The following is a 21232-nucleotide window of genomic DNA, read 5'->3' as shown; positions in this document are numbered from 1 at the left end:
CCGCGCGGCGCCTCAGCGGCCGCTGAAACGCGGCGGCCGCTTCTCCGCCCAGGCGCGGCGGCCCTCGGCGAAATCCTCCGACAGCGAGACGGCAGCAGCCCGGGCGCCGATGGCGGCATCATCCGCCCGGCCGCAGGCGATGTCGTTCAGCGCCTGCTTCATGCCCTGCACCGCCAGCGGCGCATGGTCCGCCAGGCGTGCGGCCATGGCGGCGGCGCGCGCGGACAGTTCGGCGGCGGGCACGGCCTCGTCCAGATAGCCGCAGGCCAGCAGGGCGGCGGTGTCGAGTGGCTCGGCCAGCAGGAACAGCCGCTTCGCGGTGGCCAGGCCCAGCCGGCTGACGAAGCGGTGCATGCCGCTGGGATAGTAATGCAGCCCGAGCCGCGCCGCCGGCATCACCAGCCGCATGCCTTCCACCCCCAGGCGGAAGTCGCAGGCCAGGGCAAGGTCAGTGGCGCCGCCATAGACGCTGCCGTTCAGGGCGCAGATGGTCGGCACCCGCAGCCGCTCCAGCGCCTCCACCACCGCTTCCAGCGTGGCGGCGCCGGCACCCTCGCCAAAGGCGCCGATATGGAAGCCGGCGCTGAAGGAGGCGCCGGTGCCGGTCAGCACCAGTACGCGCAGCCCCGGCGCTTCCTCCACGGTGCGGAACAGCCGCAGCAGCTCCGTGAGGTCCGGCGGCTCCAGCCGGTTGTGGTGGCGCGGGCGGCGCAGGGTGATGGTCGCACGCTCGCCTTCCAGCACGAGGCTGGGAAGCTGCCCCTGTTCCGCCGTCATCCGGCGGCGGCGGCCGAAGCGGCGGCGGAGGCGCGCAGCGTCGTCATCAGGAAGTCGATGAAGACCCGCACCTTCTGCACGTTCTTCAGCGCCGGCGAATACAGCGCGCAGACATGCAGGTCGAAGCTGTTCATGGTGGTGACTTCGTAATCGGGCAGCACCCGCACCACCTGCCCCTGGCGCACATGTTCCTCCGCCACCCATTCATGCGCCACGCTGATGCCGAGGCCGCCGGCCACGGCGGTAGCCAGGGTGCTGACATCGTTGCTGCGCAGGCTGCCGCGCAGTTGCAACGTGCGGTCGTAGTCGCCGCGCCGGAAGCGCCAGCTCACCGGGCTGTCGCCCAGGCTGAAGACCAGGCAGTTATGCTCGTGCAATTCGTCGGGCGAATTCGGCTCGCCATGCCGTTGCAGATAGCGTGGGGAAGCGTAGAGCCCCTGCCGGGTGGTGACGATCTTGCGTGTCACCAGCGAGGAAGGCTTGGCCAGCCCGTAGCGGATGCCGACATCGGTGCCGGGCGAAAGCGTCTCCAGCGTGCCGTTGGTCAGCTTCAGGTCCACCTGGATGGTGGGATATTGTTCCAGGAACTGCGGCAGCACCGGCGCCAGCAGCCAGGCCGATAGCCCGGGGCGGCTCTCGATCCGCAGCATCCCTTCCGGCATGCGGGAGAAGCGGGAAACGGCGAGATCCGCTTCCTGCAGGTCCGCCAGGATGCGCGTGATGGACTTGCTGTAGGCGCTGCCGGCATCCGTCAGTGTCACGTCCCGCGTCGTGCGCTTGAACAGCGCGACGCCCAGCCGTTTCTCGATTGCGCCGATGCGGCGCGAGACGGAGGATGGTGGCAGCCCAAGTTGACGCGCCGCCGCGGAGAAATTCTCCGCGCTCGCGACGCTCATGAAGAGCTGCAGGTCGGCAAGCGAATTCAAGTCCGGTTTCCTCATCCGACGTGTGCCCGTCGTGGTGCCTGATCTCGCCGCATTGGCACCGCGATGTCCAGCCCCGATCGTGCTGGCCAGACACCGCCGCGGCCCCTGTCCGGGTGCTTGTGCCGATATTGCACAAATGCTGTGCACCTCTATGCCGGCGCGCCGAGGCCCTGGGCTGGTAGCATGCGCGCGACGGCCGCCTCGCGGCCCAAGAACCCTGGTGTTGAGGAAAGGTCCGCGCGTGGCAGGTCCGCTTTCGCATATCCGCGTGCTCGATCTCAGCCGCATCCTGGCGGGCCCCTGGGCCGGGCAGGTGCTGGCCGACCTGGGCGCCGATGTCATCAAGGTCGAGCGGCCCGAGGTGGGCGATGACTCCCGCGCCTGGGGCCCGCCCTTCCTGAAGGGCCAGGATGGCCAGGACACGCGGGAGAGCGGCTATTTCCTCAGCGTCAATCGCGGCAAGCGCTCGGTCGCGATCGACCTCGCGACGCCGGAGGGCCAGGCGGTGATCCGCGCCCTGGCGGTGAAGTCCGACATCCTCCTGGAGAACTACAAGGTCGGCAACCTGGCCCGCTTCGGCCTGGGCTATGACGACCTGAAGGAGATCGCGCCGCAGCTCGTCTATTGCTCGGTCACCGGCTTCGGGCAGGACGGGCCGCGGGCGCAGGACGCCGCCTATGACTTCGCCATCCAGGCCATGGGCGGGCTGATGAGCGTGACCGGCGAGCGCGACGACCTGCCCGGCGGCGGGCCGCAAAAGGTGGGCGTGCCGATCATCGACCTGACAACCGGGCTCTATACCGCCATCGCGGCCCTGGCCGGCCTGGCCCGGCGCAATGCCACCGGGCGCGGCGACCATGCCGATATCGCCATGCTGGATGTCGCCACCGCGCTGCTGGCCAACCAGGGCATGAACCACCTGCTGACCGGCAATACCCCGAAGCGCAGCGGCAACAAGCACCCGAATATCCAGCCGCAGGATGTCTTCGCCTGCGCCGATGGCAAAATCGCGCTTGGCGTCGGCAATGACGCACAGTACCGACGGCTCTGCCATGTCATCGGCATCCCGGAATTCGCCACCGATCCGCGCTTCCTGGACAATCCCAGCCGGCTGCAGCACCTGCCGGAACTGCTGGAAGGCGTGCGCGCCGCCCTGGGGCGGATGCGCGTGCAGGATGTGGTGGAAGGCCTGACCAGGGCCGGCGTACCCTGCGGCCCGATCAACACCGTGCCGCAGGTGCTGGCGGATCCGCAGGTGCGGCACCGCCAGATGGTGCGCGAACTGCCGCACCCGGCCAGCGGCACCGTGCCGCAGATCGTGAGCCCATTGCGCTTCAGGGAGGCGCCGCTCTCCTTCGACCGCCCGCCGCCGATGCTGGGCCAGCATTCGGACGAGATCCTGCGCGAGCTGGGATTGGAACCCGCCGCCTAAATCCACTGCCGCCTGCATAAACAACAAGGGAGGAAAGAAGATGATCCATCTGGAAGTGTCCGACTACATCGCCGTCGTGACCCTGGATCGGCCGCCGGTGAATGCCATGAACCGCGAGATGCGGCACCGGCTGATCGAGGTCTTCGACGAGATCAGCGATCGCGACGACGCCCGCGTCGCCATCCTGCGGTCCGCGCACAAGGTCTTCTGCGCCGGCGCCGACCTGAAGGACCGGCCGGACCCTTCCAAGCCCGGCGTCTTTGGCGCGCATAACCGCGTGACGCGCGAGACCGGCAATTCCATCATGGAATGCAAGAAGCCGGTGATCGCGGCGGTGAATGGCGCGGCGCTGGGCCTCGGCTTCGCGCTGATGGCGCATTGCGACATCATGCTGGCCGCCGAGGAAGCCGTCTTCGGCATGCCCGAGATCGATGTCGGCCTGGCCGGCGGCGCCGCGATGCTGAAGAGCCTGCTGGGGCGCTCCCACATGCGGCATCTGTTTTTCACCGGCAAGCGCGTCCCGGCCAGCGAGCTCTACCGCATGAATGTCATCGAGGCCGTGCTGCCGCAGGAGAAGCTAATGCCGGAGGCCATGGCCATAGCCGCCACCATCGCCTCCAAGAGCCCGCTGGCCATCGGCTATGCCAAGCGCTCCTGCGACATCGCCGACCTGATGCCGCCGCGCGACGCCTATCGGATGGAGCAGGATTTCACCGTCGCCCTCTCCCGTACCGAGGACGCGCAGGAAGCCCGCCGCGCTACTTTGGAAAAGCGCGCGCCGGTCTTTGTCGGCCGCTGAGGGAAGCAGGACCATGTTGCGAAGACGCGGTCTGGCCCTGCTGCTGGGTGCGGCCGGGCTGGCCGCCGCGCGCCCTGTGCGGGCGCAGGCGGATTTCCCCAGCCGCCCCGTGCAGCTCATCGTGCCCTATGCGGCCGGTGGGCCCACGGATATCTATGCCCGTGCCATCAGCCAGCCGCTTTCGGCGGTGTGGAAGCATGGCGTGGTGGTGGACAACCGCCCCGGCGGCGGAACCATGATCGGCACCGCCGCTGCATCGCAGGCGGCGCCGGACGGCTATGCGTTGCTGCTGACGGCCTTCGGCTTCGTCATGAACCCGCTGATGATGCGGGACCTGACCTTCGACCCCAGTGCCATGGTGCCCATCGCGCAGATCGGCATTTCCGTCGGCGTGCTCTATATCCGCAAGGATCTGCCGGCGAATGATCTGCAGGAGTTCATCGCCTATGCCAAGCGCACGCGCGGCGGGGTCAGCTTCGGCTCCTCCGGCGTCGGCAGCAGCACGCATACGGCGGCGGAGATGCTGGCGAGCCAGGCCGGCTTCCAGATGACGCATGTGCCCTATCGCGGCTCCGCCCCCGCCATCACGGACCTGATGGCCGGCAATGTCGATGCGGTCTTCGACACCGCCGGCACCATGAGCTTCGTGCGGGAAGGCAAGCTGAAGGCACTGGCCAGCGGCCGCGCCACGCGGGGCGCGGACATGCCGGAGGTGCCCACCATCCGCGAATCCGGCGTGCCGATGGATTCCGAGACCTGGTACGGCTTCATCGGCCCCAAGGGCCTGCCGGAGGCACTGCGGGACCGCATCGCCCGGGATGTGCGCGCCGCGGTGGAAGACCCCGCGACGCAGGAGAAGCTGATCCGCGGCGGGCTGGAGCCGCGCTACCTCGGCCCCGCCGAGTTCACGGCGAAGCTGGCCTCGGAGCGCGCCTCCTGGGGCAAGCTGGTGAAGGAGCGGAACCTGCGGCTCGATTGAGCCGCAGGCGGTCAGCCTGGCGCGGCGAGAACCCGCACCGGGCTGCCGCGCAGCCAGCCATCGATATTCTCGACGACGCCGGTGAAATACTGGCCGTAGTTGCGCGCGCTGACATAGCCGAGATGCGGCGTGGTCACGAGGTTCGGCAGGCTGCGCCAGGGGCTGCCGGCCGGCAGCGGCTCTTCCTCGAAGACATCCAGCGCGGCGCCGCCGATGCGGCCTTCCCGCAGCGCCGCCTGCAAGGCCGCCGCATCCACCAGCGGCCCGCGCGAGGTATTCACCAGCAGCGCATCCGGCTTCATCAGCCCGATCTCCCGCGCGCCGATCATGCCGCGTGTGCTAGGCGCCAGCACCATGTGCAGCGTCACCACATCGGACTCCGACATCAGCGCGTCCAGGGAGGGCGCGAGGCGCGCGCCGGCGGCCTCGCAACGCTCCGCCGTCAGGTTGGGGCTCCAGGCCAGGACGGACATGTCGAAGGCGCGGGCATAGCGGGCGACCACCTGCCCGATATTGCCAAGCCCGATGATGCCGATGGTCTTGCGCGCCAGGTCAAAGCCCAGGCTGGTCTGCCACTGGGCGCCGCCGGCACGCAGATTGGCGTGCTCCTGCGGGATCTGCCGGGCCAGGGCCAGCAGCAGGCCCCAGGTCAGTTCCGGTGTCGGGTTGGGCACGCTGGGGGTGCCGCAGACGGTGATGCCGCGCGCCGCCGCCGCCGCCATGTCGATGGAGGCGTTGCGCATGGCGGTGGTGATCAGCAGTTTCAGTGCCGGCAGTTGGGCCAGGGTAGCAGCATCAAAGCGCGTGCGCTCCCGCATCGCCACCACGATCTGGGCATCGCCGATGGCGGCGGGCAGTTCCTCGGGGGAGAGATGCTCGCGCAGGGGCTCGACCCGCACGCGGCCTTCCAGGCTGGACCAATCGGCCGAGCGCAGGGCGGCATCCTGGTAGTCGTCAAGAATCACGCAGCGTGGCGGCGTCATGTTTTCAGGCCTCCGCCGCGGCAGGCTGGCGCGCCGGGCCAGTGGTCCCTTCCTGGCGCAACCGGGTGATCTCCTCCGGCTCCAGCCCCAGGACATCCCGTAGCACCCCGTCCGTATGTTGGTCCAGCACGGGCGCCGGGGCCGGGGCGCGTAGAGGCGTGCCGGAAAGATGGATCGCGTTGCCCACCGTGCGCATCGTGCCGGCTGCCGGGTGCTCCACCTCATGCAACATGCCGCTGGCCTCGGTTTCCACGGCGGACAGAGCCTGCAGCGGCGTCCGCACGGCGCCGATCGGCACGCCCACCTGCCGCAGCTTCACCACCCATTCCTCGCGCGGCTTCTGGCCGAGGCGAGCGGAAAGCATGGCGTTCATCGCTTCCAGGTTGGTCAGGCGCGCGGCGTTGCTGTTGAAGCGCGGGTCGCAGGGCATTTCCGGCAGGCCCAGCCCCTCGCAGAGCCGGGCGAAGAGGCGGTTGTTGCCGGCGCTGATCATCACATCGCCATCGGCGCAGGAATAGACACCGTTGGGTGCCATGAAGAAGGAGGTATTGCCCAGCCGCTGCGGATCGCGCCCCGTCAGCAGCGGCCCCTGCGTGATGAAGCCAAGGGAGGATAGCGCCGTGTCGTAGAGCGAGAGATCAACAAACTGCCCCTGCCCCGTCTGTGCCCGCGCATGCAGCGCCGCCAGGATGCCCATGCCGGCATGCATGCCCGTCAGCACATCGATGACGGAGCCGCCGGAGCGGATCGGCGGCATGCTGGCATCGCCAGTCATGTACATCAGTCCGGTTTCGGCCTGGGCGATGGGGTCATAGCCCGGGATGTCGCGGAAGCGGCTGTGGTGGCCATAGCCGGAGATGGAGCAATAGATCAGCTCCGGATGCGCCTCCCGCAGCGCCGCGTCATCCAGGCCGAGGCGCTGCATGGCGCCGGGGCGGAAGTTCTCCACCAGCACGTCGCATTCCAGCGCCAGGCGGCGGGCCAAGTCGCGGCCCTCCGGGCGGGCAAGGTCCAGCACCACGCTGCGCTTGTGGCGGTTGAGGCCCATGAAGATCGCGGATTCACCGCCCCTGCCCGGCGGCTGGCTCAGGCGGGTATCGTCGCCATAGGCCGGACTTTCCACCTTGATGACCTCGCAGCCCAGATCGGCCAGCATCATGGTGAGGTAAGGCCCGGCGATGACGCGGGTGAAGTCCAGTACGCGCAACCCCGTCAGAGGCGGCATTCCCGCAGCGGCGCCCATGGCAAATCTCCTCCCGAAGGCTTGCCGCAGTGTTATGGGCAACCGCGCGGGGCGGGCACGGGCAGGGGCAGCACAACATCTGTGCTGCCCGCGCATGGATCAGAAGGCGGCTTCCTCCAGCGCCATCAGGGGCGCGGCGCCGGCCTTCAGGGCCAGCTCCAGCGCCACGGTCTGCGGCAGCACGCGCGCCATGAAGAAGCGCGCCACCGCCTGCTTGGCCGGGGGCGCGGAGGGCAGCAGCGCCATGCGTGCCCACATCCAGCCCAGCGCCACCAGCGCGAAGAAGCGCAGGTAATCGGTGGCCGCCGCGCCAGTCTCGGCGGGGTCGGCGGCGGCGCGGGCGGCCAGGGCCTCCGTGGCGGCTTCCAGCCGGCTCAGCGCTTCCAGCACGGGGGTGGCGAATTCCGAGGCGGCATGGGCGGCGAGGCTGTCGCGGATCTCGGCGAAGAAGGCGCGCGGCAGGGCGCCGCCATCCATCGTCAGCTTGCGGCCCACCAGGTCCATGGCCTGCACGCCATTGGTGCCTTCATAGATCTGCGCGATGCGGGCATCGCGCACCAGTTGCTCCATCCCCCATTCACGCACATAGCCATGGCCGCCGAAGACCTGCTGCCCCTGCACCGCCGCCTCGAAGCCGAGGTCGGTGAAGGCGGCCTTGATGACCGGTGTCAGCAGCGCCACCATGCCATCGGCGCGGGCACGGGCGGCAGGGTCCGGGTGGCGCGCGGCTTTCTCCATCTCCAGCGCCGTCCAGGCTGCCAGCGCGCGGCCGGCTTCGGCGAAGGCCCTGATGCTGAGCAGCATCTTCCGGACATCCGGGTGTACCAGGATGGGCTGCGCGCCACCTGCGGCGGCTCCCGGCGCACGGCCCTGCAGCCGCTCCCGCGCATAGGCGCTGGCACCCTGGTAGGCGGCTTCCGCGATGCCGAGGCCCTGGATGCCCACAAAGAGCCGCTCCGCATTCATCATGGTGAACATGGCGCGCAGGCCCTGGTGCGGCGCGCCGACCAGCCAGCCGGTGGCCTCGTCATAGTTCATGACGCAGGTGGCGGAGGCCTTGATGCCCATCTTGTGCTCGATCGAACCCACCGAGACGCCGTTGCGCTGCCCGGGGCGCCCTTCGGCATCCGGCAGGAACTTCGGCACCAGGAAGAGGCTGATGCCCTTCACCCCCGGCGGCGCATCCGGCAACCGCGCCAGCACCAGGTGGATGATGTTCTCAGCCAGGTCATGATCACCGGCACTGATGAAGATCTTGCTGCCGGTGACGTGGTAGCTGCCATCCACCTGCGGCTCCGCCTTCGCGCGCAGCAGGCCGAGGTCGGTGCCGGCCTGGGCCTCGGTCAGCGCCATGGCGCCCATCCAGCGGCCTTCCACCATGGGCGGCAGGTAGGCTTCCTTCAGGCCGGCATCGGCATGGCGCCCGATGGCCTCCACAGCGCCGCGCGTCAGGCCCGGATAAAGCCCGAAGGAGAAATTGGCTGAGGACAGCATCTCGTCGAAGAGCACCTGCAGCACGCGCGGCAGCCCCTGCCCGCCATGTTCCGGCGCGTGGGACAGGCCCGGCCAGCCGCCCTCCACGAAGGCCGCATAGGCTTCGGGAAAGCCCTTCGGCGTGCGGACGGCGCCATTCTCCAGCACGCAGCCTTCCTCGTCGCCGCTGCGGTTGATGGGCTGGGCCACCTTCTCGCAGAAGCGCCCGGCCTCACTCAGCACCTCGGCCATCAGGGAGAGCGGCACCTCTTCCCCGCCCAGGGGCGCCAGCACGGCGGGCGCGTCCAGCAACTCTCCCAGCACGAAGATCATGTCGTCGACCGGCGCGGTATAGGCGGGCATCGGGCGGTTCCCCTGGTTCAGATCACGCCGCTGGCGCGCAGCCGGGCAGCATCCTGCGCCGACATATCGAGAATCTCGCGCGGGATGTCATCAGTATCGGCGCTTTTGGCGCGGCAACGGCGGCGCCTCCGACGTGCGGGCGCAGGACGTGAAATTCGGCCTGGGGTCCGAATCCGCCGGACCTGCTGCCCAGCCGCCCGCGCGCCGGGTTGCGCCTGATGACACGCCACCCGCTGGTGATGATGGCCAGGTCGCGGGAAGTGGTGGAGGATCTTGCCAACAGCCAGGGCCTCACCCTCCCCCATGCGTTATCAGGCGCGGCAGACCCTGACCGTGGCGGGGCTGGCAGAAGCGCGGCAGGGCATCGGCATCCTGCCCCGCGTGGCGGCGCCATGCTTCTTGCCACCAAACCCGAGATGTGACGGGTGCTCTTCTACGCGTCAACCGGCAGATCGAGCAGCCGAACTCACGAGTGCGGCCGCCCCGCGCCCGTGGCAGGATGCGGCGCATGAGCACCGAAGGCCCCTCCATCACCCCGCGTGCCGAGCGCCTGCCCGAGCCAGGCGCCGGCGACCACCCCGCCCTGGCCCGTGCCCTGCTGCGGGAGGCGCTGACCGCCTCCCTGGCCACGCTGGACCCGGCGGGCGGGCATCCTTTCGTCTCGCTGGTCACGATGGCCACGGATTTCGATGGATCGCCGCTGCTTCTGGCGTCGCGTCTCGCGCTGCACAGCCGCAACATGGCGGCGGATGGCCGTGTGTCGCTGCTGCTGGCGCGTGGCGGCAAGGGCGACCCGTTGGCGCATCCGCGCCTGACCCTCTCCGGCACCGTGGAGCGGGCGGCGGCGCCGCACCTGCGGGGCCGCTTCCTGGCCCGGCACCCGAAGGCGGCGCTTTATGTCGATTTTCCGGATTTCGGCTTCTGGCGGGTGCGGCCGCGGGCAGCGCATCTGGTGGCGGGCTTCGGCCGTGCCCCGGAACTGCCGCCCGAGGCGCTGCTGACCGACCTGACGGACGCCGGGCCCCTGCTGGCCGCCGAGCCGGAGGCCGTGGCGCATATGAACGCCGACCATGCCGAGGCGGTCGGCCTCTACGCCACCCGGATGGCCGGCGCCATCCCCGGCCCCTGGCGGCTGACGGGCCTGGATCCGGATGGGATGGACCTGCTGCTGGAAGGCCAACCGCCGCTGCGCATCCCCTTCCCCGAGCCGGTACGGGACCCGGGGGCGCTGCGTGCCCTCCTGGCAAGGATGGCCCGGCAGGCACGGGAGGCGGCCGGCTGACCGGCGGCGGGTTTCCCCGCCTATTCCCAGCGCTGGTGGTAGGAGAAGACCGGCAGCCTCCAGCCGCCCCAGATCGCCAGGAGGCGGAGCGTCAGGCCAGCGGTGAAGCTGATCGCGGTGTTGAGGTCGGTATCGATGCCCAGCGCGCGCAGGCTGAGGAACAGCGCGCAGACCGCGAGCGAGACGCTGGCATAGAGTTCCCGCCGGAACACCACCGGCACCTGGTTGCACAGCACGTCGCGCAGGATGCCGCCGCAGATGCCGGTGATCATGCCGGACATGATGACGACGATGGTCGGGTAGTCCATCTTCAGCGCGACGCTGCAGCCGATCAGCGAGAAAGCCACCAGCCCCATGGCGTCCAGCACCAGGAAGACGCGCTTCAGGTTGCCCATGAAGGACGCAACCACCGTGGTCAGCAGCCCGGCGGAGATCACCAGGTAGACGTATTCCGGATGCTGGGTCCAGCCGATGGGAAAGCGGCCAAGGGTCAGGTCGCGGATGGTGCCGCCGCCCAGCGCGGTCACGAAGGCGATGACGGCGACGCCGAAGATGTCCATGTTGCGCCGCCCGGCGGCGAGCGCACCGGACATGGCCTCGGCGGTGATGGCCACCAGGTAGATGGCGGCCAGGAGGGATGCTGAAGGCACGGGCGAATCCATGGGAGAGCGGCTCCGGATAGAGCCAGGGCACGCCGAGCCGCGCGTCCTGGTGTGCCTCTCCCGCTGTCCTTTTACCTGAGAGTTTCAGCCCCACGGATGGAGCCTGCCCCTTCGGTGGGCCTGAACGCGCTATGGGCGGCGTTCCGGCCTCTCTCCAGACGGCACACGATATCCCTGCGGTACTCTATGCCTGAGCGATTATGGGAGTTTGCGCCTTCGGCGGAGGCAGATGCCTCTCTCTCCCGCAAGGGAGGGCGCGCTTATCGGCCGGGAGCCACGCATCTGTCAATCTTCGGCGGGGCGGGATGCCCGGGTGGCGTTTCGCAACCGGAAGACGGATGGCGGCCGGGGGCCGTACCGCCTAGTTTCCGCCGCCATGTTCCACCTGCCGCGCCCCTTCTTCTTGCTGCTGACCTGCCTCAGCCTGGCCGCAGCGCCGGCCCGGGCGCAGTTGCCGCCCCCCGCCGTGCCCGCGGCTTCCTGGCTCGTCTATGACCGCGCCGCGGGCGAGATCCTGGCCGCCTCCAACCCCGGCCAGCGCTGGGAGCCAGCCTCGCTGACCAAGCTGATGACCGCCTATGTGGTATTTGAGGCAGTGCGCGACGGGCGGCTGCGCTGGCAGCAGCTGATGACGGCGCCGGAGGCGGTGCGCCGCGTGAAGGCGGACGAAACCCGCATGTACCTGCGGCCGGGCAACCGCCTCCCCCTGCTGGCGCTGGTCGAGGGGCTGCTGATCGTCTCGGCCAATGATGCCGCCATCACCCTGGCCAGCGCGGTGGAAGGCAGCGAGGAGGCCTTCGTCGCGCGGATGAATGCCACGGCGGCCCGCCTCGGCATGGCGGGGACGCATTTCAACAACCCCTCGGGCGTGTCCGGCCCCAGCCACTACACCACCGCCGAGGACCTGCTGCGCCTGACGCTGGCCTTCGACCGGGACTTCCCGCAGGTCTATGCCATCACCAACGCGCCGCGCTTCACCTTCCAGCAGTTCCAGAAGGAAGCCACCAATCCGCTGCTCACCCGCGACGCCTCGGTGGATGGGCTGAAGACCGGCCACACCAGGGCCGCCGGCTACAACATCATCATCTCCGCCCGCCGCCGCGTGCTGGGCGCCACGGGGCAGGAGCGCGACCTGATCGCCATCCTGCTCGGCACGCCTTCCAAGGCCGAGCGGGCCCGCGGCGCCGAACTGCTGCTGGATTACGCCGGCAGCGCCTTCCACATCGCCGAGGTTCTGACCGCCGGGCGGGAATTGCAGCGCCTGCGCGTGCATGGCTCCGCCGAGGGCGAGGTGGCGCTGGGCGTGGAGCGGACGCAGCGGGTGGTGCTACCAGCCGGCGTGGAGGCCGAGCTTCGCGTCACCCTGGATGAGCCCGCGCCCTTCGCGCCGCTGCCACGCGGCGCCGTGCTCGGCAAGGCCGAGGCGATCCGGGACGGGCAGGTCCTCGCGACCGCGCCTTTGGTGGCGCTGGAGGAAGCCTCCCCCGCCGCCTGGCCGCTGCGGCTCTTGGACTGGGTGGCGCTGCAGGTGGTGCGCTTCATTGGCTGAACCCTGGCGCAACGTCCTGGAGGCGGGACTCGCCGAGGCGGCTTGCGCCTGAGCCACTGCAAATGCCTCCACCCTTTTGCTGACGTGTGGTGGCGAGCGGCGAAGCCCTGGCATCGGGCTCTTTCGGCACCGCCCCAGGCCTTTCTCGCCGCCCTGGGCTTTCCATTTCCGGCCACAGGCCGAGAATGGCCGGCAAGATGTCCTGGATTGCCCCCCTTGCCGCCGTGCTGGTCATCCAGACCACGGCCACCATCCTCTCCCGCATCGCCGCCACCCTCGCACCGCCCATGCTGGCCGCCCATGGCTGGTCCACGGACATGATCGGCTGGCTTGCCTCGCTCAACACGGCGGGGTCGGTGGTCTTCCTGATGGCTGGCACGCCGCTGATCTACCGCCTGGGCTCCATTCGCAGCCTGCAGGCAGGCATGGCCGTCGGCGTCATCGGCGCGCTGATGCTCACGCTGCCGCTGAACCTCGCCGCTCTGGCCGGCAGCTTCCTGATGGGCCTCTGCTACGGCCCATCGGTTTCCGGCGGGGGCGACATCCTGCAACGCCTTTCCCCGCCTCAGCACCGCAACCTGCTTTTCTCCGTCAAGCAGGCCGGCGTGCCGCTAGGCGGCGTGCTCGCGGGGCTCATCCTGCCGCTGGCTGCCGCCAGCCTGGGTTGGCAGGGCGCCATCCTGGCCATCGCCCTGCTGCCTGTGCTCACCATCCTCGCCGTGCAGCCCATGCGCGACCAGTTGGATGCGAACCGGGACCGCAGCCGCCGCCTGAGCCTGGCCACCTTCCTCTCGCCCAGCAACCTCACCCGTCCCCTCACCGTGCTGGGCAAGGCGCCGGGCCTCGTTCCTGTCGGCCTCGCCGGCTGCTTCATGGCCATCGGCCAGGGGGCTTGGTTCGCCTTCCTCGTCACCTACGCGGCCATCGAGCTGGATTTCTCGCTGTCCCTCGCCGGCGCCCTCTTCGCCACCATGCAGACGGTCTCCATCGGCGGCCGCATGCTGCTGGGCTGGGTGTCGGACCGGCTGATGCCCGGCCTCACCGTGCTCCGCCTCTGCTGCCTCGCCTCGGCGGCGACCACCGGCGTCCTGGCCCTCAGCGGCCCGCACTGGCCGGTCTGGAGCCTCTTCCTGCTCGCGGCCGTCGCAGGCATCGCCGTTTCCAGCTGGAACGGCGTGCAGAATGCCGAGATGGCGCGCCGCGCGCCCCCCGGCATGATCGCCGAGACCATGGCGGGCGGCACCATCCTGATCTTCGTGGGCTATATCATCGGCCCACCGCTCTTCGGCGCGGTGTCGCTGATGTCCGGCAGCATGGGCACCGCCTTCAAGCTCAATGCCGCCGCCACGCTGCTGGCGCAGATCCCCTTGGCCTGGCTGAGCTTCCGCCGGTCCGCGTAAGGCGCGCGGCCATTCCCGCCACCAGCGGGTGGCCAGGGCATCTCAGTCTTGCCCGCCGGGCGCGGCCGCGCCCGGCGGCATATGGACAGCGAGCCAGAGGGTCTCCCTGGCCGGGTCCGTCCAGGCGACCCGATGGCGGCAGAAGGCGGGCAGAATGGCGTAGTCCCCGGCTTCCAGCCGGTGCTCACGGCCATCCTGGAAAGCCAGCACGGCGGCACCGGACAGCACCAGCACGAATTCGTCCCAATCCTGCTCGTACCAGAAGCCTGGCGGGCTGGCGGCGCCAAGCGAGAGGATGCGCTCGACCCGGGCGCCGCCAGCGGCGGTCAGCAGATCGTGGAAGCATTCCTCGCCCGGGGCGGGACGAGGGCCATTGCTGGCCAGATGGCCAAAGATGGGGGACTTGGCCGGCTCCATGCTCATGGCCCTCTTCTACCAGCCGGCAGCCTGAGCGCGCGTGAGGCCGCCATCAACCCGCTCCTGCCCAGGACAAGCCGGCTCTGAACCCGCCGGCGCCACTGCCGAAGCTCAAAGCGGCAGACGACGCCCCAGGCCAAGTGCCTGCGCGGCGCGATAAACAGCGATGGCCGCCGCCGCATCCGCCAGCCCCGTTCCGGAGAAGATGAGGGCCAGCCTTTGCGATGCATGGCCGCGGCCGGACGCGCCGCTCACGGCCTGGGCCAGGCTGCCCTGATAGGTCGTCACGGCGTCGCCCTTCTCGGCATGGCCCTCCGATTGCTCGACGTCATCCGAGAAGCGGATATCGAAGGCGCCCATCGTCGCGCCATCCCAGGCCACGCCTGAATCGACCATGGAAGCAAAGCCGCCCGGCGCCATCCAGTCCGCATCCAGGAAATGCGTGCGCTTCGCCAGGCGCGGCACGGTGCTGACGACGATATCGGCCTCGCGCAGCGCGTCGCGGGGGTCGGGGATGACCTCGGCCTGCAATCCCCTGGCGCGGACGAAGTCGGCAAAGGCGGCGGTGGTTTCGGGGCGGTTGCCGCAGAGAAGGGCGCGGCGCAGCGGCCGCACGGCCCGCAGGGCCTCCAGGTTCGATCGCGCCTGCGTGCCGCAGCCGATGAAGGCAACCGTGTCGCTGCCCGGGCGCGAAAGGTACTTGGCTCCCACGGCGCTGATCGCCGCCGTGCGCGTGGCGGTGATCCATTCGCCATTGATGACGGCCACGGGGAAGCCGGTCTCGGTTTCGTTGAGCAGGATCAGGGGCCGGTACTCGGCCTGACCAGCCGCGGCGTTCCGGGGGAAGTAGCCATACCACTTCACCGCGCCGAAGCCCTCGGCATTGATCACGCCACCTTTCGCGCGAAAGCTGGAAGGGCCGCCGACGGGGATGGAGAGTGCCGGCCGCGTGCGGGCCTCGCCAGCCGCAACCGCCTTGAATGCGGCCTCGACAGCATCGTTCATGGCGGCTGGCGACAGGCCGCAGGCGGCAACGTCATCGGCCGATAGCCATAGAAGGTCATGTCTCACGGCGGCGCGTCCTCTGCTGCATCACGGGTGCCGGGCCAAAGAAAGAGACGGGATGAAGAATCCGCCGCCCGGGCCGCGTGGCGCCCATGATGCGCGGGCATCGCTTGCCCGATGGCGTTCGGGGAGAAGGCGGAGCCTTCCCCCGTCTGACGAAAGGCGAGGTCAGTCCACCGTCGCGCCGGACTGCTTCACCACGGCGGCCCAGCTGGCGATGTCCTGCTCATGGATCTTGCGGAAGGCCGCGGGCGACGGATCGACCGGCGGGGTGATGCCCTGCGAGGTGACCAGCCAATCCCGGAAGGCCGGCTGGCTGATGATGCGGGTGACTTCCCGGCTCAGCCGCGCCTGGATCTCGGCCGGCAGGCCGGGAGGCGCGATGAGCCCGTACCAGGTGCTGGTGACGAAGCCCGGCAGGCCGCAGGCTTCCGCCGCCGTCGGCACATCCGGCAGCGGCGGCAGCCGGCGCTCGGTGGAAACCGCCAGCGCCCGGGCCTGGCCCTGCTGCACGGCGGCGATGGAGGGGCCGCTCTGATTGAAGAAGAAGGTGACATCGCCGGAGAGCAGCGCCGTCATCGCCGGCCCCTGCCCGCGATAGGGGACATGCAGCACGTCGATGCCCGCGGCACTGGAGAGCTGCACGGCAGACAGGTGCGAGGAAGCGCCATTGCCGGTGGAGCTGTAGTTCAACTGCCCGGGCCGCGCCCGCGCTGCCGCCAGCAGGTCCTGGCAGGTGCGGATATCAGGGTTCTTCTGCGGATTCACCAGCAGCACATTGGGCACATCGCCCAGCAGTGCGATATGGGTGACGTCGTTGAAGGCGTCGAAGGGCAGCTTGCTGTAGAGCGCCGCATTGATGGCATGCGTGCCGGCGGTAGCCAGCAGCAGCGTATAGCCATCCGGCCGCGCCTTGGCGACGATGTCGGAGGCGATATTGCCGCCGGCGCCGGTGCGCGGCTCCACCACCACAGGCACGTTCAGCACTTGGCTCAGCGGCTCGGCCAGCTTGCGGGCATAGATGTCGGTGCCGGCGCCGCTGGGAAAGCCGCCCAGGATGGTGATGGGACGCGAGGGCCAGGAAGCCTCCTGCGCCTGGGCGCCGGGAATCGCCGGCATCAGCAACGCCAGCAGCGGTAAGGTGAAGCGGAGCATTCGGTACCGTTCCTTTTACGAGACAGTAGAAGCCGTGCGGTGTTCTGGCGTCGTTGCGCCTGTGGTCTTGGTGGGCGGGGCATATCGCGCGCCGCCAAAGGTCAGGGCTTCCCAGGCACGCGCGGGCGCAGCCCGGCATGGAAGTAGCTGACCATGCGCGGCTGCGCCCGAGTGGTGTTGAAGGACAGGATGTCGATCCCGCCCTTCCGCAGCGCCGTCAGCCGGTTGGCCGAGGTGGTGGTGACGAAGCGCGCCTTGTTCACACCGCCCGGCAGCGCTGCCGCGATGGCACGGCGGATATCCGAGCAGAGCCCGGTATATTCACCGCGCCGGTTCAGCACGGCGAAACCCGACGGGCCGGCCGAGGTGCCACAGGCCAGGGCGCCACGCGCCTTGTGGCATCGCCCTGTGCCGAGGCAGGCAAGGGCATCATCGCGGAAGGCGCCGATCTCGCGCAGCCAGCGAGAAGAGAAAGAAAGCGCTGCTTCATGAACGGTCATCCCTGGCAAGGTGGAGAGGCCGTGCGCCGTGTTGCCGCCCCTGCCGCTTGACACGGTCTGTTCGGGACGGGGCCGGTCATCGGAAGCGCCGTGCCGAGAAGGCTTCCAGCGCAACTTCGGGGACCTGGCCGGAGAGCAGTTGCGCCACCACACGCCCGGTGCGCGCCCCCGCCACGAGGCCGACATGGCCATGGCCGAAGGCATGCACCACGTCCGGCGTGGCGCTGGCGGGGCCAAGGCAAGGCAAGCCATCCGGCGTGCTGGGCCGGTGGCCCATCCAGACACTGACCCGGTCCAGCGGCAGGTCGGCCGGCAAGGCGGGAAAGCTTTTCCGCAGATGGTCGCGCAGGATTTCGGCACGCTTCCAGTTGGGGGCGGCCTCAAGGCCCGCGATCTCCACCTGCCCCGCCGCCCGAAGCCCGTCCCGCATCGGGTTCACCACCATCTTGGCGCGCGAGAGGCTCATCGAGTGGTTGGGGCCGATATTGGTGCCGCGGATCATGACATGGTAGCCGCGCTCGCTTTCCAGCGGCACGCGGTCCCCGGCCTGAGCGGCCAGGGGCGTGGAGCGGGCGCCGCAGCAGATCACCGCCGCGTCGCAGTCCAGCGCCGAGCCATCGGCCAGTGCCACCCCGCGCAACCGCCCGCCCTCGATACGAAGGCCCCGCGCGGCGACCGGGCGCAGCACCGCGCCCTGTTGCACGGCATGGGCGGCCAGCGCCGCCACATAGGCGCCGGGCGAGAGGCAGCGCCCCGCCTCCTCCACCAGCACCGCGAAGGTATAGGCGGGGTCCAGTTCCGGCTCCGCCGCGCGCAGCGCCGGGCCTTCCAGCTCGGTCCAGCCGATGCCGACCTGCCGGCGGATGCGCCAGCCCATCGCCTCCGCCTCGAATTCGGCGCGGGAGGTGAAGACATGCATCACGCCGCGCTGCTCGATCAGTTCCGGCACGCCGGCCTCGCGCGCCAGCGCCGTATGAAGCAGCGCGGAATCCTTGAGCAGCGGCCGCAGGGACTGCGCGATGCGCAGCAGCTTGGCCTCGCTGGAACCGGCGGCGATGTAGCGCAGCAACCAGGGCAGCGCGGCCGGCAGGCGGCTCCAGCGCACGGCCAATGGCCCCAGCGGGTCGCTCAGCCAGCCCGGCAGCTTGCGCCAGAGACCCGGCCCGCTCGGCGGCAGCACGGAATGGGAGGAAAGCCAGCCCGCGTTGCCGAAGCTCGCCGCCTGCTCTCCCCCGGGCTTGCCGGGGTCGAGCAGGGTGACGCGGTGGCCGGCGCGCAGCAGCTCCACCGCGCTCGCGGTGCCTTCGATGCCGGCGCCGATCACCGCGACATGGCGTGTCACAGCGGCTGGCCTTCCGGCATGTCCCGGCCCACCGAGCGGGCGCGCGGGTCGAGGAAGCAGTGCAGGATGGCGGGCTTGCCGGAGGCCAGCGCCCGCTCGAAGGCGGGAGCGAATTCCTCCGTGCGCCGCACCGTCTCGCCATGCCCGCCGAAGGCGCGGGCATAGGCCGCGAAATCGGGGTTGGTCAGGCGCGTGGCGGAGATGCGGCCAGGGTAATCACGCTCCTGGTGCATCCGGATGGTGCCGTACATGCCATTGTCGATGACGACGATGATGGCGGGAATGCCATGCTGCACGGCGGTCGCGAATTCCTGCCCGTTCATCAGGAAGTCACCGTCGCCGGCAATGGCGATGGCGGTGCTGCCCGGCCTGTGCCCCGCGGCCATCACCGCCGCCGGCACGCCATAGCCCATGGAGCCGGAGGTGGGCGCGAGCTGCGTGCCGAGCTGCTTGAAGCGCCAGTGGCGGTGCATCCAGCCCGCGAAGTTGCCCGCGCCGTTGCAAAGCATGGTATCCGCCGGCAGGCGCTCGTTCAGCCAGCGCAGCACCTCGCCGTACTGAAAATCGCCCGGCAGGCTGCGGGCCTTGCCGGAGAATTCCAGATAGGAGGCATGCGCCGCCGCCGTCGCATCGGCCCAGGCAGGCGTGGCATCGGGGGAGAGCGCGGCCAGGGCTGGCGCGAAGCTGCGCGGCGCCGCCTGGATGGCCAGCACCGGCGCGTAGACACGGCCCAGTTCCTCGGCGCCAGGATGCACGTGGATGAGCTTCTGCCGGGGGACCGGGATGTCCAGAAGCTCATAGGAGTTGGAGGGCATCTCGGACATGCGGCCGCCGACCAGCAGCAGCAGGTCCGCCTCCCGCACCATGGCGGACAGATGCGGATTGGGGCCGATGCCGAGGTCGCCGGCGTAGCAGGGATGGTCCCAGCGGAAGCGGTCGGCGCGGCGGAAGGAGGTGCAGACGGGCAGCGACCAGCGCTCGGCGAAGCCCGCCATCGCGTCCACCGCCGCCTCGTCCCAGCCCGAGCCGCCGAGGATGACCAACGGCTTGCGCGCGCCGCGCAGATGCTCGCCCAGCGCCTCGATATCCGCGGCGGCCGGCGCGGCGACGGCAGGCTCGACGCGCGGCGCATCGGCCACCGCCGCCATCTCCGTCAGCATATCCTCCGGCAGGGCGATGACAACGGGGCCGGGGCGGCCCTGCATGGCCATGCGGAAGGCGCGGGAGACCATCTCGGGGATGCGGTCCGCCGTGTCGATCTCGGTCGCCCACTTGGCCATGGTGCCGAAGACGGCGCGGTAATCCAGCTCCTGGAAGGCCTCGCGCTCGCGCATCTCGCGCGCCACCTGGCCGACGAAGAGGACCATCGGCGTCGAATCCTGCATCGCCACATGCACGCCGCAGGAGGCGTTGGTGGCGCCGGGCCCGCGCGTGACGAAGCAGATCCCGGGGCGGCCGGTCAGCTTGCCATAGGCCTCGGCCATCATCGCCGCGCCGCCTTCCTGGCGGCAGGTGATGACGTCGATCGCGGCGTCATGCAGCGCGTCGAGCACGGCCAGGTAGCTCTCGCCCGGCACGCAGGTCACGCGCTCCACGCCCTGCGCCAGGAGTTGCGCGACGAGGATCTGCCCGCCCGTGCGGGGTGCCGCCGCGCCGCTCACCGCAGCGCCTCCACGGCGGCGGAAATTCGCGCCATGGCTGTCCGCAGCTCGGCTTCCGCCGTGGCGTAGGAGATGCGGAAATACGGCGCCAGGCCGAAGATGGAACCGGGAACGACGGCCACGTCGTGTTCCTCCAGCAGGTAGCGGCAGAAATCGGCATCGGTGCGCAGCACGGTGCCGGCGGGGGTGCTGCGGCCGATCACGCCGGCGCAGCTCGCGAAAGTGTAGAAGGCGCCCTCCGGCGGGCGGCAATGCAGGCCGGGAATGGCGTTCAGCGCCGCCACGACCAGGTCCCGGCGGCGCGCGAAGGAGGCACGGCGCTCGGCCAGCACCTCCTGCGGCCCGTTCAGCGCCTCCACGGCGGCGGCCTGGGAAACGGAGCTGGGGTTGGAGGTGCTCTGGCTCTGCACCACCGCCATGGCACGGATCAGCGGTGCCGGGCCGGCCCCGTAGCCGATGCGCCAGCCGGTCATGGCGAAGCTCTTGGAGACACCGTTGACCAGCAGCGCCCGCTCCCGCAGCGCCGGTTCAAGGCGCATGGGGGAGACGGCGACGAAATTCCCGTAGCACAGGTGCTCGTAAATCTCGTCCGACATCAGCCAGACCTGCGGGTGACGCAGAAGCACATCCAGCAGGGGCCGGTAGTCGGCTGCCGAATAGGCCGCGCCGGTCGGGTTGGAGGGCGAGTTCAGCATCAGCCAGCGGGTGCGCGGCGTGATGGCACGCTCCAGATCCCCGGCATCCAGGCGGAAGCCGTTCTCCTCCCGCCCCGCGACGGCGACCGGCACGCCGCCGGCGATCCGCACCATATCGGCATAGGAGGTCCAGTAAGGCGCGGCGATGATGACCTCGTCGCCCTCGTCCAGCGTCGCCATCAGGGCGTTGTGGATCACCTGCTTGGCGCCGGCGCCCACCGTGATCTCGGCGGGCTCGTATCGCAGCCCGTTCTCGCGCTCGAGCTTCGCGATGATCGCGGCCTTCAGCTCCGCCGTGCCGTCCAGCGCCGTGTACTTGGTGGCACCGGCGCGGATGGCGGCCACGGCTGCATCCTTGACATTCTCCGGCGTATCAAAATCGGGCTCGCCAGCGCCGAGCACGATGACCGGCCGGCCCTCGCGCCGCAGTTGCGCGGCGCGGGCCCCGATGGCCAGGATCTCGGAGACGCCGATGCCGTCCAGCCGGCGTGCCGGGCGGAAGGAAGAGAGGGGGTCCGCGTTCACGCCA

At 70.0% G+C, this 21232-nt stretch carries 19 protein-coding genes and 1 riboswitch; of the genes, 6 read left to right on the top strand and 13 right to left on the bottom strand.

Annotated features, from left to right (window positions below; all coding sequences use genetic code 11):
- Positions 1 to 12: 12 nt before the first annotated feature.
- Positions 13 to 777 (bottom strand): enoyl-CoA hydratase/isomerase family protein, encoded by a 765-nt coding sequence (locus IBL25_RS03050; protein WP_187777083.1) that lies wholly within the window; start codon positions 775 to 777, stop codon positions 13 to 15.
- Positions 774 to 1703 (bottom strand): LysR family transcriptional regulator, encoded by a 930-nt coding sequence (locus IBL25_RS03045; protein WP_187777082.1) that lies wholly within the window; start codon positions 1701 to 1703, stop codon positions 774 to 776. The genes IBL25_RS03050 and IBL25_RS03045 overlap by 4 nt, the downstream gene beginning before the upstream one ends.
- Before the next feature lie 241 nt (positions 1704 to 1944).
- Here IBL25_RS03045 and IBL25_RS03040 point away from each other — a divergent pair, with 241 nt between their 5' ends.
- From IBL25_RS03040 to IBL25_RS03030, 3 genes are read left to right on the top strand one after another with little or no spacing between them, the layout of a single operon-like run.
- The gene (locus IBL25_RS03040; protein ID WP_187777081.1) at positions 1945 to 3135 is read left to right on the top strand and encodes a CaiB/BaiF CoA transferase family protein; all 1191 of its coding nucleotides are present in this window, start codon (positions 1945 to 1947) and stop codon (positions 3133 to 3135) included.
- A gap of 40 nt (positions 3136 to 3175) precedes the next feature.
- Positions 3176 to 3934 (top strand): enoyl-CoA hydratase/isomerase family protein, encoded by a 759-nt coding sequence (locus IBL25_RS03035; protein ID WP_187777080.1) that lies wholly within the window; start codon positions 3176 to 3178, stop codon positions 3932 to 3934.
- A 13-nt stretch (positions 3935 to 3947) separates the two neighbouring features.
- Positions 3948 to 4913: a Bug family tripartite tricarboxylate transporter substrate binding protein gene (locus IBL25_RS03030; RefSeq protein ID WP_187777079.1), complete on the top strand. Its 966-nt coding sequence runs from the start codon at positions 3948 to 3950 to the stop codon at positions 4911 to 4913.
- 11 nt (positions 4914 to 4924) lie between these two features.
- Here the strand turns inward: IBL25_RS03030 and IBL25_RS03025 are convergent, their stop codons facing one another.
- The 3 genes from IBL25_RS03025 to IBL25_RS03015 all read right to left on the bottom strand — a co-directional run bounded on the left by IBL25_RS03025 (position 4925) and on the right by IBL25_RS03015 (position 8975).
- Complete coding sequence (locus tag IBL25_RS03025; RefSeq protein WP_187777078.1) at positions 4925 to 5896, bottom strand: D-2-hydroxyacid dehydrogenase family protein; 972 nt, start codon at positions 5894 to 5896, stop codon at positions 4925 to 4927.
- Between the two features lie 4 nt (positions 5897 to 5900).
- Positions 5901 to 7139, bottom strand: a complete 1239-nt coding sequence (locus IBL25_RS03020) for a CaiB/BaiF CoA transferase family protein (RefSeq protein WP_187777077.1) — start codon at positions 7137 to 7139, stop codon at positions 5901 to 5903.
- 99 nt (positions 7140 to 7238) lie between these two features.
- Positions 7239 to 8975 (bottom strand): acyl-CoA dehydrogenase C-terminal domain-containing protein, encoded by a 1737-nt coding sequence (locus IBL25_RS03015; protein WP_187777076.1) that lies wholly within the window; start codon positions 8973 to 8975, stop codon positions 7239 to 7241.
- Positions 8976 to 9483: 508 nt separating this feature from the next.
- Between IBL25_RS03015 and IBL25_RS03010 the strand changes: the two genes are divergently transcribed.
- Positions 9484 to 10257, top strand: a complete 774-nt coding sequence (locus IBL25_RS03010; protein WP_187777075.1) for a HugZ family pyridoxamine 5'-phosphate oxidase — start codon at positions 9484 to 9486, stop codon at positions 10255 to 10257.
- Between the two features lie 20 nt (positions 10258 to 10277).
- Here the strand turns inward: IBL25_RS03010 and IBL25_RS03005 are convergent, their stop codons facing one another.
- Entirely contained in the window at positions 10278 to 10919 is a 642-nt protein-coding gene (locus tag IBL25_RS03005; protein ID WP_187777074.1) for a trimeric intracellular cation channel family protein, read from the bottom strand.
- Positions 10920 to 11086: 167 nt separating this feature from the next.
- Positions 11087 to 11174, bottom strand: a riboswitch (glycine riboswitch).
- Positions 11175 to 11232: 58 nt separating this feature from the next.
- Here IBL25_RS03005 and IBL25_RS03000 point away from each other — a divergent pair.
- Both IBL25_RS03000 and IBL25_RS02995 read left to right on the top strand, forming a co-directional pair.
- The gene (locus IBL25_RS03000; RefSeq protein WP_187777073.1) at positions 11233 to 12468 is read left to right on the top strand and encodes a D-alanyl-D-alanine carboxypeptidase family protein; all 1236 of its coding nucleotides are present in this window, start codon (positions 11233 to 11235) and stop codon (positions 12466 to 12468) included.
- 197 nt (positions 12469 to 12665) lie between these two features.
- Positions 12666 to 13868 (top strand): MFS transporter, encoded by a 1203-nt coding sequence (locus tag IBL25_RS02995; RefSeq protein ID WP_187777072.1) that lies wholly within the window; start codon positions 12666 to 12668, stop codon positions 13866 to 13868.
- Between the two features lie 42 nt (positions 13869 to 13910).
- Here IBL25_RS02995 and IBL25_RS02990 read toward each other — a convergent pair whose 3' ends face one another.
- The 7 genes from IBL25_RS02990 to IBL25_RS02960 all read right to left on the bottom strand — a co-directional run bounded on the left by IBL25_RS02990 (position 13911) and on the right by IBL25_RS02960 (position 21228).
- A complete protein-coding gene (locus tag IBL25_RS02990) occupies positions 13911 to 14291 on the bottom strand; it encodes a cupin domain-containing protein (protein ID WP_187777071.1) in 381 nt (126 codons plus the stop codon).
- A gap of 105 nt (positions 14292 to 14396) precedes the next feature.
- Positions 14397 to 15356, bottom strand: coding sequence for an ornithine cyclodeaminase family protein (locus IBL25_RS02985; protein ID WP_187777070.1), 960 nt, complete (start codon positions 15354 to 15356; stop codon positions 14397 to 14399).
- A gap of 162 nt (positions 15357 to 15518) precedes the next feature.
- Positions 15519 to 16505 (bottom strand): Bug family tripartite tricarboxylate transporter substrate binding protein, encoded by a 987-nt coding sequence (locus IBL25_RS02980; RefSeq protein WP_187777069.1) that lies wholly within the window; start codon positions 16503 to 16505, stop codon positions 15519 to 15521.
- A 101-nt stretch (positions 16506 to 16606) separates the two neighbouring features.
- Positions 16607 to 17005: a transporter substrate-binding domain-containing protein gene (locus IBL25_RS02975; protein WP_187777068.1), complete on the bottom strand. Its 399-nt coding sequence runs from the start codon at positions 17003 to 17005 to the stop codon at positions 16607 to 16609.
- A 76-nt stretch (positions 17006 to 17081) separates the two neighbouring features.
- Positions 17082 to 18347 carry an NAD(P)/FAD-dependent oxidoreductase gene (locus IBL25_RS02970; RefSeq protein WP_187777067.1) on the bottom strand — a complete coding sequence of 422 codons (1266 nt, stop codon included), beginning with the start codon at positions 18345 to 18347 and terminating at the stop codon, positions 17082 to 17084.
- Positions 18344 to 20008 carry a thiamine pyrophosphate-binding protein gene (locus tag IBL25_RS02965; protein ID WP_187777066.1) on the bottom strand — a complete coding sequence of 555 codons (1665 nt, stop codon included), beginning with the start codon at positions 20006 to 20008 and terminating at the stop codon, positions 18344 to 18346. Before IBL25_RS02965 ends, IBL25_RS02970 begins: the two co-directional genes overlap by 4 nt.
- Positions 20005 to 21228, bottom strand: a complete 1224-nt coding sequence (locus IBL25_RS02960; protein WP_187777065.1) for a pyridoxal phosphate-dependent aminotransferase — start codon at positions 21226 to 21228, stop codon at positions 20005 to 20007. Before IBL25_RS02960 ends, IBL25_RS02965 begins: the two co-directional genes overlap by 4 nt.
- Between the last annotated feature and the right edge of the window lie 4 nt (positions 21229 to 21232).

Origin of the sequence: Pseudoroseomonas ludipueritiae (genome assembly GCF_014490445.1) — a bacterium.
GTDB lineage: Bacteria > Pseudomonadota > Alphaproteobacteria > Acetobacterales > Acetobacteraceae > Pseudoroseomonas > Pseudoroseomonas ludipueritiae.
This window is presented reverse-complemented; position numbering and strand designations above follow the sequence as displayed.